Source organism: Streptococcus sp. 3109 (assembly GCF_013276905.1).
Taxonomy (GTDB): Bacteria; Bacillota; Bacilli; order Lactobacillales; family Streptococcaceae; genus Streptococcus.
The window spans coordinates 85,446-96,506 of record NZ_VMLY01000017.1 but is presented as its reverse complement, the minus strand read 5'-3'; the positions used below and the strand labels follow the sequence as shown (position 1 = coordinate 96,506).

General features: G+C 40.9%; 10 protein-coding genes and 1 pseudogene. 10 read left to right on the top strand and 1 reads right to left on the bottom strand.

From position 1 onward, the window contains the following. Nucleotides 1–89: 89 nt before the first annotated feature. On the bottom strand, nucleotides 90–1,361 hold the full coding sequence (locus tag HT698_RS08710; protein ID WP_173219171.1) for a PLP-dependent aminotransferase family protein: 1,272 nt from the start codon (nucleotides 1,359–1,361) through the stop codon (nucleotides 90–92). 141 nt (nucleotides 1,362–1,502) lie between these two features. Between HT698_RS08710 and budA the strand changes: the two genes are divergently transcribed. From budA to HT698_RS08660, 10 genes and pseudogenes are all read left to right on the top strand, one after another. Next, nucleotides 1,503–2,234, top strand: a complete 732-nt coding sequence (budA, locus tag HT698_RS08705; RefSeq protein ID WP_000360295.1) for an acetolactate decarboxylase — start codon at nucleotides 1,503–1,505, stop codon at nucleotides 2,232–2,234. Between the two features lie 9 nt (nucleotides 2,235–2,243). Next, a complete protein-coding gene (locus HT698_RS08700; protein WP_173219168.1) occupies nucleotides 2,244–2,996 on the top strand; it encodes a YhfC family glutamic-type intramembrane protease in 753 nt (250 codons plus the stop codon). 112 nt (nucleotides 2,997–3,108) lie between these two features. After that, nucleotides 3,109–4,014: a UDP-N-acetylmuramate dehydrogenase gene (gene murB / locus HT698_RS08695; protein ID WP_055356681.1), complete on the top strand. Its 906-nt coding sequence runs from the start codon at nucleotides 3,109–3,111 to the stop codon at nucleotides 4,012–4,014. Between the two features lie 159 nt (nucleotides 4,015–4,173). Beyond that, nucleotides 4,174–5,331 (top strand): ABC transporter ATP-binding protein, encoded by a 1,158-nt coding sequence (locus HT698_RS08690; RefSeq protein ID WP_042750955.1) that lies wholly within the window; start codon nucleotides 4,174–4,176, stop codon nucleotides 5,329–5,331. Next, on the top strand, nucleotides 5,312–6,118 hold the full coding sequence (locus HT698_RS08685; protein ID WP_000753801.1) for an ABC transporter permease: 807 nt from the start codon (nucleotides 5,312–5,314) through the stop codon (nucleotides 6,116–6,118). The genes HT698_RS08690 and HT698_RS08685 overlap by 20 nt, the downstream gene beginning before the upstream one ends. Continuing rightward, nucleotides 6,115–6,888, top strand: a complete 774-nt coding sequence (locus HT698_RS08680; protein WP_000712740.1) for an ABC transporter permease subunit — start codon at nucleotides 6,115–6,117, stop codon at nucleotides 6,886–6,888. Before HT698_RS08685 ends, HT698_RS08680 begins: the two co-directional genes overlap by 4 nt. Then, on the top strand, nucleotides 6,885–7,955 hold the full coding sequence (locus HT698_RS08675; protein WP_023939757.1) for an ABC transporter substrate-binding protein: 1,071 nt from the start codon (nucleotides 6,885–6,887) through the stop codon (nucleotides 7,953–7,955). Before HT698_RS08680 ends, HT698_RS08675 begins: the two co-directional genes overlap by 4 nt. Nucleotides 7,956–8,162: 207 nt before the next feature. Continuing rightward, entirely contained in the window at nucleotides 8,163–9,068 is a 906-nt protein-coding gene (locus tag HT698_RS08670) for a GIY-YIG nuclease family protein (protein WP_173219165.1), read from the top strand. Nucleotides 9,069–9,847: 779 nt separating this feature from the next. Then, nucleotides 9,848–10,245 (top strand): annotated as a pseudogene (locus HT698_RS10405) (PASTA domain-containing protein); the annotation flags it as partial. A 329-nt stretch (nucleotides 10,246–10,574) separates the two neighbouring features. Next, the gene (locus HT698_RS08660; protein ID WP_000847060.1) at nucleotides 10,575–11,060 is read left to right on the top strand and encodes an LURP-one-related/scramblase family protein; all 486 of its coding nucleotides are present in this window, start codon (nucleotides 10,575–10,577) and stop codon (nucleotides 11,058–11,060) included. Nucleotide 11,061: the final 1 nt, after the last annotated feature.

The following is an 11,061-nucleotide window of genomic DNA, read 5'->3' as shown; positions in this document are numbered from 1 at the left end:
GACGAAGTCAGTAACCATATCTACGGTAAGACGACGCTGACGTGGTTTGAAGAGATTTTCGAAGAGTATAAAAAAAGCAGAGTTGGAAGTCATTCCAATTCTGCTTTTAAATAGTTTAAAACCTTTTCCAGATTGTCTAAGGATACCTTGGCAAATTGATAAGGACAGGCATCCAAGTAAGCCTCTTCAAAGAAATCCAAGCCCAGTTGACTGTGTTTGAGACTGGCGATTTTAGAATACTGTCTCAAGTCTAGTAATAAACCATCGTGTAGGGGATAATGAGGAAGGGGACAAGGTGTTTTGGTTAAACTTTTCTCGAGTTGTTTTTGGTAGTCTTCTTGATTGGACAAGCGAGCTAGACGGTTTTTCTCAAACAGTTGACTGTCAATATAGAGTGACAGAGCTTTTTGCATGATGAGGTTGCTGTCGTAGTCTAGGATATTTTTGTAGGCCACAAAGGCTTCTTTAATAGTATTTGGAAGAATGAGCGCCGTAATCCGCAGGGCTGGAAAGAGGCTGGTTGAGAAGGACTTGATATAAATGACGCGCTCTTCTGTATCCAGATAGTGGAAGGTCTGGCCCTTCTTGGAGTCCAAATCACCTAGATAGTCGTCCTCTACGATATAGACACCGTACTTGGTAGCTAAGTCAAGGATAGCTCGTTTGTCCTGCTCAGAATAGGAATGCCCCAGAGGATAGTGAAAACGAGGGATGGTATAGAAAAACTTAATTTTTCCTGTTTTGAAGTGACTTTCCAGCTCCTCCAAGTCAATCCCATCAATGCCTCGTTCAATGGTTTGATAGTCCAGACCTTGAGCAATCAAGAGTCGATTCATCCGATGATAGGTCGGTTGTTCCACCAAGATTTCCTTTGCTTGGCTAGGGAAGGATATTTGAGAAAGGATAAACAGGGCTTGTTGGGTCCCAGAAGTCAATACTAGTTGGTCAGCCTTGCAGTAGAGGGCTTGATCAAAGAGGAGTTTATGAATAGACTGTCTTAGGTCTTCTAATCCTTCTTGATTGTCATAGTAGTTGAAGAGGTAGTTTTCCCGTCCAATCAAGGTTTCATTGACGCAGAGTCGGAAATCGTCATAGGCACTGGCATGTTCGTCAGTGACTTCGATTTCTAGGTCCTGGTGTTGCCCTTGCTCTAAGACATAGTAGCCACTCTGGGGCTTGGCATAGAGGTATTGTTCGTGCCGTAATTCCAGCAGGGCACGTTGAATGGTGTCCTTGCTACAGTGAAAGTCAAGGCTCAGTTGACGGATAGAAGGCAGGCGACTTCCCGTTGGAAAACGTCCAGACTCGATACCGTTTTTCAGATAGGAAACGACCTCTTGGTACTTGCTTTGTTTCTTCATTCCAGACCTCCCTTGATTTTGTTACATTGTACCTTTTTTTTTCCTTCTTGGCAATGTCTAAAGTGTTTCTCTCGTTCACATCTAGGGGCAAATGTGGTATACTTAGGAGTAAGATTTATAGAATAATAGACAAGAAAGAGAATGGATAAGAACGTGCAGGAACCAGTGAAATTATTTCAATACAATACCCTTGGAGCCTTGATGGCTGGCCTTTATGGTGGTACTATGACAGTAGGAGAATTGCTAGAGCATGGTGACCTTGGTTTGGGAACCTTGGATTCCATTGATGGGGAATTGATTGTCTTGGATGGCAAGGCTTATCAGGCCAAAGGATCAGGCGACCAGCCAGAAATTGTGGAGGTGTCACCAGATGCCCTTATTCCTTATGCAGCAGTAGTACCGCACCAGGCAGAGGTCATTTTCCGCCAGCGCTTTGAGATGACAGACAAGGAATTGGAAGAGCGAATCGAGTCTTATTATGATGGGGAAAATCTTTTCCGCTCAATTAAGATTCGTGGCGAATTTTCACATATGCATGTGCGCATGATTCCCAAGTCGACACCAGATACCAAGTTTGCTGATGTCGCGACCCATCAACCGGAATATAGTCGTGACAATGTGGCGGGGACCATTGTTGGTTTCTGGACGCCAGAGATTTTCCATGGAGTCAGTGTGGCAGGCTACCATCTGCACTTCATTTCAGATGATTTGACCTTCGGTGGTCATGTCATGGACTTTGTCATCAAGGAAGGTATTATCGAGGTGGGAGCTGTTGACCAATTGGACCAACGTTTCCCAGTCCAAGATCGTCAATACTTGTTTGCTAAGTTCAATGTTGATGAGATGAAAAAAGATATTGAAAAGGCAGAATAGGAGAAGAAAATGAACATTCATATCATTATTACCATTGTGTTTTTGCTGACTTTTCTAACAGAGAGCATTTGGTATGCCAAAAAGAAATACCAGATTAATCTAGCTGTCTTGGGCTTGGGTGCTGTTGCCTTCTTTGTTTCTTCGCAGATTTTAGAAAAACTGGTGCATATCTTAGTTTTACATCCTCAAAAAGACGGTAGTATTGCCCTCTTGCAAGACCATCCGCTTGTCTATATCATCTATGGCCTAGCCATGGCAGCATTTTTTGAGGAAACTGCTCGTCTTATTTTCTTCAAATGGTTGGAGAAAAAGAGAAGTTTGGAAAAGGCAGACGCCTTGGCCTATGGGTTAGGGCATGGTGGCTTGGAGTTGATTTTCCTAGGTCTTACTAGTTTGCTTAATCTCTACTTCGTTCTCTCAGCAGTTCAAACGCAGAATCCACAGGTCATGCAATTGCTGTCTGAAAATATGTTGAAAACTATCCAGTCGCTATCAGTCTGGCAGATTTATTTGCTTGGTTTTGAGCGAATCTTGGCCCTAGGTTTCCAATTACTCTTGACTGTTTGGGTTTACCAAGCTGTTCGCCAGAAGAAATGGATTTATCTCCTAGCAGCCTATGGCCTACATGCCTTCTTTGACCTAGCACCATCTCTAGTCCAAGTTGGCTGGTTGACAAATCCAACCTTGGTTGAAGTTGTCCTAGCACTTGAGCTCATTCTGGTTGCCTATGGAACCAAGGCTATCTTTTGCAAAAAATCATAAAAAGAGGGGAAACCTCTTTTTCTTATGCAAAAACCAAACAAGGTCTTTTTATGGTCGTCAAATGGTCTTAAAAATGGTATAATGGAATGAATTTTGTAAAAGGAAGAGTGACATGTCTGTAAGAGAAAAAATGCTTGAAATCTTAGAAGGAATTGATATCCGTTTCAAGGAACCCTTGCATAGCTATAGTTATACAAAAGTAGGTGGAGAGGCTGATTATCTGGTCTTTCCACGAAATCGTTTTGAGTTGGCGCGCCTTGTGAAATTTGCCAATCAAGAAAATATCCCTTGGATGGTCCTTGGAAATGCCAGCAACATTATCGTTCGTGATGGTGGGATTCGCGGATTTGTCATCTTGTGTGACAAGCTCAATAACGTTTCCGTTGATGGCTATACCATTGAAGCTGAAGCTGGTGCCAACTTGATTGAAACAACTCGCATTGCCCTTCGTCATAGTTTGACTGGCTTCGAGTTTGCTTGTGGCATTCCAGGAAGCGTTGGCGGTGCTGTCTTTATGAATGCGGGTGCCTATGGGGGCGAGATTGCCCATATCTTGCAGTCTTGTAAGGTCTTGACCAAGGATGGAGAAATCGAGACCCTGTCTGCCAAGGATTTGGCTTTTGGTTACCGCCATTCAGCTATTCAGGAGTCTGGTGCAGTTGTCTTGTCAGCTAAATTTGCCCTAGCCCCAGGAACCCATCAGGTTATCAAGCAGGAAATGGATCGCTTGACGCACCTACGTGAACTCAAGCAACCTTTGGAATACCCATCTTGTGGTTCGGTCTTTAAACGTCCAGTAGGGCATTTTGCAGGTCAATTAATTTCAGAAGCTGGCTTGAAAGGTTATCGTATCGGTGGCGTAGAAGTCTCAGAAAAACACGCAGGATTTATGATCAATGTTGCTGACGGAACGGCCAAAGACTACGAAGACTTGATTGAGTCTGTTATCGAAAAAGTCAAGGAACACTCTGGCGTTACTCTTGAGAGAGAAGTCCGTATTCTAGGTGAAAGCAAGTAGGAAGCTGTAGTTGAAAAGCTGCTGCTATGTCATGGAAAGGGGGTGAAAGCCTATCGTTAGTGCAGAAGAATGTAGGCAGTTCAATTTCCTACACGAGGTAGTAGCGGCCTGACAGAGCCCTGATCTGTTAATCTATGAAAAAGAAGGAATAAATGACAATTGAAAAAACCAATTATTGAATTCAAAAACGTCTCAAAAGTTTTTGAAGACAGCAACACTAAGGTTCTCAAAGACATCAACTTTGAGTTGGAAGAAGGGAAATTCTACACCCTTCTAGGCGCATCTGGTTCAGGGAAATCAACTATCCTTAACATCATTGCAGGTTTACTGGATGCGACGACAGGAGATATTTTGCTGGATGGTGTCCGTATCAATGACATTCCAACCAACAAGCGAGACGTCCATACAGTCTTCCAATCCTATGCCTTGTTTCCACATATGAATGTGTTTGAAAATGTTGCCTTTCCGCTCCGCTTGCGTAAAATTGACAAGAAAGAAATCGAGAAACGCGTAGCGGAAGTTCTCAAGATGGTTCAGTTGGAAGGTTACGAAAAACGTTCCATCCGTAAACTCTCTGGAGGACAACGTCAGCGTGTGGCTATTGCCCGTGCCATCATCAACCAACCCCGTGTGGTTTTGCTGGACGAGCCTCTGTCAGCGCTGGACTTGAAATTAAGAACAGATATGCAGTACGAACTGCGTGAACTGCAACAACGATTGGGCATTACCTTTGTCTTTGTCACTCACGATCAGGAAGAAGCCTTGGCTATGAGTGACTGGATTTTCGTTATGAATGATGGCGAGATTGTCCAGTCTGGAACACCTGTGGATATCTACGATGAGCCGATCAATCACTTTGTTGCCACCTTTATCGGTGAGTCAAATATCTTGCCAGGAATCATGATTGAGGACTACTTGGTTGAGTTCAACGGCAAACGCTTCGAAGCGGTTGATGGTGGGATGAAGCCAAATGAACCTGTTGAGGTTGTTATTCGTCCAGAGGATTTGCGGATTACCCTTCCTGAAGAAGGCAAGCTCCAAGTTAAGGTCGATACCCAGCTCTTCCGTGGGGTTCACTATGAGATTATTGCCTATGACGAACTTGGAAATGAATGGATGATCCACTCGACTCGCAAGGCCATTGTGGGTGAGGAAATCGGTCTGGACTTTGAACCAGAAGACATCCACATCATGCGTCTCAATGAAACCGAAGAAGAGTTCGATGCCCGTATCGAAGAATACGTGGAAATCGAAGAGCAAGAAGCAGGTTTGATCAATGCAATCGAGGAGGAAAGAGATGAAGAAAACAAGCTCTAAACTCTTTGTAGTGCCCTACATGCTTTGGATTGCACTCTTTGTCCTGGCACCCTTGGTATTGATTTTCGGCCAATCCTTTTTCAACATTGAAGGACAATTCAGTTTAGAAAATTATAAGTCCTATTTTGCGTCACAAAACTTGACCTACCTAAAAATGAGTTTCAACTCTGTACTCTATGCAGGAATTGTGACCTTTGTGACCTTGCTTATCAGCTATCCAACAGCCCTCTTTTTGACCCGTCTCAAGCACCGTCAACTCTGGCTTATGCTGATTATCCTGCCTACTTGGATCAATTTGCTCCTTAAAGCCTATGCTTTTATCGGGATTTTTGGTCAGAATGGCTCTATTAACCAATTCTTGGAATTTATCGGAATCGGTTCACAGCAATTGCTCTTTACCGATTTCTCCTTCATCTTTGTCGCAAGCTACATCGAGCTTCCCTTTATGATTTTGCCGATTTTCAATGTCTTGGACGATATGGATAACAATCTCATCAATGCCAGCTATGACCTCGGTGCGACCAAGTGGGAGACCTTCCGTCATGTCATCTTCCCTTTATCGATGAACGGCGTGCGAAGTGGAGTTCAGTCGGTCTTTATTCCAAGCTTGAGTCTCTTCATGCTGACCCGTTTGATTGGTGGGAACCGCGTTATCACCTTGGGGACAGCCATTGAGCAGAACTTCCTGACCAATGACAACTACGGTATGGGTTCAACCATCGGTGTGATTCTCATTCTGACCATGTTCATCACCATGTGGGTGACCAAGGAAAGGAGAGAACGATGAAAAAATTTGCCAATCTATATCTGGGACTGGTCTTTCTTGTCCTCTACCTGCCAATCTTTTACTTGATTGGCTACGCCTTTAATGCAGGCAACGACATGAACAGCTTTACAGGCTTTAGTTTGAGCCATTTTAAAACCATGTTTGGCGATGGTCGTCTCATGTTGATTGTGACTCAGACCTTTTTCTTGGCCTTTCTGTCAGCCTTGATAGCGACCATTATCGGGACTTTCGGTGCTATTTACATTTATCAGTCTCGTAAGAAATACCAAGAAGCCTTTCTTTCCCTCAATAATATCCTCATGGTTGCTCCTGATGTTATGATTGGTGCTAGCTTCTTGATTCTCTTTACCCAACTCAAGTTTTCACTTGGATTCTTGACAGTTCTTTCCAGTCACGTGGCCTTCTCCATTCCTATCGTGGTCTTGATGGTCTTGCCTCGACTCAAGGAAATGAATGGCGACATGATTCATGCGGCTTACGACTTGGGAGCCAGTCAATTTCAGATGTTCAAGGAAATCATGCTTCCTTACCTGACACCGTCTATCATTGCAGGTTATTTCATGGCCTTCACCTATTCGCTAGATGACTTTGCCGTGACCTTCTTTGTAACGGGAAATGGCTTTTCAACCCTCTCAGTCGAGATTTACTCTCGAGCTCGCAAGGGGATTTCGCTAGAAATCAATGCCCTGTCTGCCCTTGTCTTTCTCTTTAGTATTATCCTAGTTGTTGGATATTACTTTATCTCACGTGAGAAGGAGGAGCAAGCATGAAAAAACTCTATTCATTTTTAGCAGGAATTGTAGCCATTATCCTTGTCTTGTGGGGAATTGCGACTCATCTCGATAGTAAAATCAATAGCCGAGATAGTCAAAAACTGGTTATCTACAACTGGGGAGACTATATCGATCCAGAACTCTTGGAGCAATTCACAGAAGAAACAGGAATCCAAGTCCAGTATGAGACCTTTGATTCCAACGAAGCCATGTATACCAAGATTAAGCAGGGTGGAACGACTTATGATATTGCCATCCCAAGTGAGTACATGATTAACAAGATGAAGGACGAAGACCTTTTGGTGCCACTTGATTATTCAAAACTTGAAGGAATCGAAAATATCGGACCAGAGTTTCTCAACCAATCCTTTGATCCAGGTAATAAATTCTCTATTCCTTACTTCTGGGGAACACTGGGAATTGTCTACAATGAAACTATGGTCGATGAAGTGCCTGAGCATTGGGATGACCTCTGGAAGCCAGAGTATAAGAACTCTATCATGCTCTTTGATGGGGCGCGTGAGGTGCTGGGACTAGGACTCAATTCGCTAGGCTACAGCCTCAACTCCAAGGATACCCAGCAGTTGGAAGAGACAGTGGACAAGCTTTACAAGCTCACTCCAAATATCAAGGCTATTGTGGCGGACGAGATGAAGGGATACATGATTCAGAATAACGCTGCTATCGGCGTGACCTTCTCTGGTGAAGCCAGCCAAATGCTAGAAAAAAATGAAAATCTACGCTATGTGGTACCGACAGAAGCCAGCAACCTTTGGTTTGACAATATGGTCATTCCCAAAACAGTCAAAAACCAAGATGCAGCCTATGCCTTTATCAACTTTATGTTGAAACCTGAAAATGCTCTCCAAAATGCGGAGTATGTCGGCTATTCAACTCCAAACCTACCAGCCAAGGAACTGCTACCAGAGGAGAAAAAAGAAGACAAAGCCTTCTATCCAGACGCTGAAACTATGAAACACCTAGAAGTTTATGAGAAATTTGACCATAAATGGACAGGAAAATATAGCGACCTCTTCCTGCAGTTTAAAATGTATCGGAAGTAGGAGTTAGCAGTCACGAAACGAATCAGTTAGAGCTGGTTCGTTTTTTTTTTGAATCAGATGGAAGTGTCAGTATGAAATTGAAAAATTCAATTCTCAATAAACCTTTGAAAAAAATATTTAAGCCCTTGACCGTTATTAAGACCTTCTGTATAATGATATAAGAGAGATTATGCAAAATTTTCCATATAAATAAAAGAGAAATACAATATGAATGAAAAGATATATTTGAAGGATATTTTCAGATTTAATGAGTTATTGTCACAATCGGAGTATAAAGGGTATCGTATTAAGTTACGATTTAACAAGAATTGGGATGATTATAGTTTTGTTGATGATTATATCAGTGGATCTGAAGATTTTTTACCATGGATTTTAAGTAATGGTTCAGATAAAAAAAGTCGAAATCGTAGAAACGAAATTCAGTTTCAATTTATAGAAGTGGAGTATCATAAATGGCTCTTTGTTGGGGCCTATCTTATAAAAGAAACGAATAGTCAGATAAAGCAAGTGACCTATGGGAACCATCATGTTAAGTTCGCTTTAGCTGAACGATTAGAAGAGTATGATAAGTTTATAGAAAAAGTTTTGGTTAATCATACTAATACAGGTCAATCATGGTTTTATGTTAATCCTAAAATAATTGAATCAGTTGTAGTAGAATCTGTAAACAGTATTTCCTATTTTAATCAAACGTCTCATTTTCCAGGTTATGAAAATATTTCATTTTCTTATCAAGAATTAAAGAAAAATTGGGCAAACAGTTCTTGGAGACAATATCTATCAGCTGTTTATGGTGTCTATGTTATTACTGATGTTAGGACAGGAAAGCTCTATGTAGGTTCTGCTTATGGAGATAATGGAGTTTATGGAAGATGGTCTACATACTTAAGTGAAGGATATGATAAATCCGAAATGGAAGAAAATCGTTATCCGAATAAAAGATTGTGTGAGATAGTCGAAAAATATGGAATAAGTTATATTAAAAAGTATTTTCAATATAGTATATTAGAGATTTTTCCAAAGAATGAAGTTGGAAAACAAAAGGCACTTCAACGTGAACGATATTGGAAGAAAGTATTAAAATCTAAAGAACATGGTTATAATGCAAATTAGGAGAGGCTATGAATAATTTGAATGATTGGGAAAAAGCTCGTCGAGAAGAAGAATTGAATCAAGAGCTAAAAAGACAGAATAACTTGTTGGAACAGCAGAGATGGGAACAGCAGTTTTCTAACCAAAAACAACAGGCAGCACTAGATGAACAAAATCGTCTTGCTCGAGAACAACAAGAAACATTAAAAGAGAGAAATGAGTTAGAACGTCAGAGGCAATGGGATGAGGAATCTCGACATCAAAGAGAGTTAGAATTACGTATTGAGCAACAATATAAAGATAATATATTTGATTTAAAAAAACTGTGGGCCAAAGCTGAATCAGAAAATGAGAGAGGGAGAATTCAGATACTCTTAGCAGAAGCAGAAGCTGACTGGAATGAGTATATACTGGAGAAAGAGAGAGAAGCAGAAAGAAAGCGATTGGCTACAGAGCAATTTCAAATAAAACAGCAGGAAGAAAGAGAACAGAATGAATTATTAGAGCGCCGTAGGCAGAAAATTAGTAGGATAAAGTGGTTTTTTGGAATAGTTATAAGCTTACTTTTATTAGTGATAATTGTAACTTTTTTCATAGGTATGAATAAGTCTAAATCATCTCATAATAGTACTAAGCAATCAACTCAATCATCTAATTCAGCAACCTCCACAAGTTCTACAAAGCAAGCTTCTCTTGGTGGAAATAAATCTAAAGATAAACAAACTTCATCAACAAGTTCTGCTTCTTCTAGACCACAGGCTACAAAAGTATATATTGGAAACCTTATTGGTTTAAGTAAATCTGATGCTATATCAGAATTGAAGAGTAGAAAAATTACTGAGAATCATATAAAAGTTGAGGAAGAAGAAAGTGATGAATATTCTCCCGGTACAATTTTACGTCAGAGTTTATCGGAGGGAACTTTATATGATTTGAATGATTCATCCGATATTATTTTGACTGTTGCAAAAGAACGAACTAGCGCTACAATGCCAAATTATGCAGGTTCAAGTTTTGAATTTACCAAAAATAATTTAATCACATTGTTGGTATTAAAGAAGCCAATATTGAAAGAGTAGAAGTTTCAACTGCTCCTGAAGGTACATCGGAGGGAACTGTAGTAGATCAAAGTCCGAAAGTAGGAGAGGAAGTTGATTTGAAACGTACACGAGTTAAAATTTCAATTTATAAGCCCAAAAATTCTCAAACATCACGAAGTAGATCTAGATAAATTAAGAGGTTAATGCAGAAAGTTAACTTATGGCTAACACATGCTATTTGGTTAGAATCATTTCCAGTTGACGCAAGTTCAAAAAAACGTTATAATAAGAAAGTTGAGAATTGATTTTCTCTTGTCTTAGTCCAGAGAAATGGCGGTGCTGCGAGCCATCTAAGCTAGAAAGTCATGCTACTCAATTTAACAATTGCATAAGAACAAGAGAATGACAAGTTCATTGAATGAAGGTGGTACCGCGGTTTTTCGCCCTTCGTGATATGAGCTTGTCTTTTGATTTTTTGGAGGTGTTGATGAAAACATTTCTTGTCAAACAAAAGTTTCGTCTTGGAGGCGAACGCTTCGCTATCAAGGATGACAGGGGAGAAATCGCCTATCAGGTAGAGGGATCATTTTTTAAGATTCCTAAAACCTTTACCATCTATGATGCGGCTGGTGAACAGGTCAGTCAGATTAGTAAAGAAATCTTGACCTTGCTTCCTCGTTTTGAGATTCAGCTTCGGGATGGCTCGAGTTTTGTCATTCGCAAGAAGTTGACCTTCTGGCGAGATAAGTATGAGTTTGATAATCTAGGTCTTCGTATCGAGGGCAATATCTGGGATTTGAATTTCAAATTGCTGGATGATCGCGATCAGCTGATTGCGGAAATTAAGAAGGAACTCTTCCATCTGACCTCTACCTATACCGTAACGGTTCTTGAGGACGCTTATGCAGACCTAGTCATTTCCCTCTGTGTCGCGATTGACTATGTGGAAATGCTGGAAAGCCAATCACATTAAA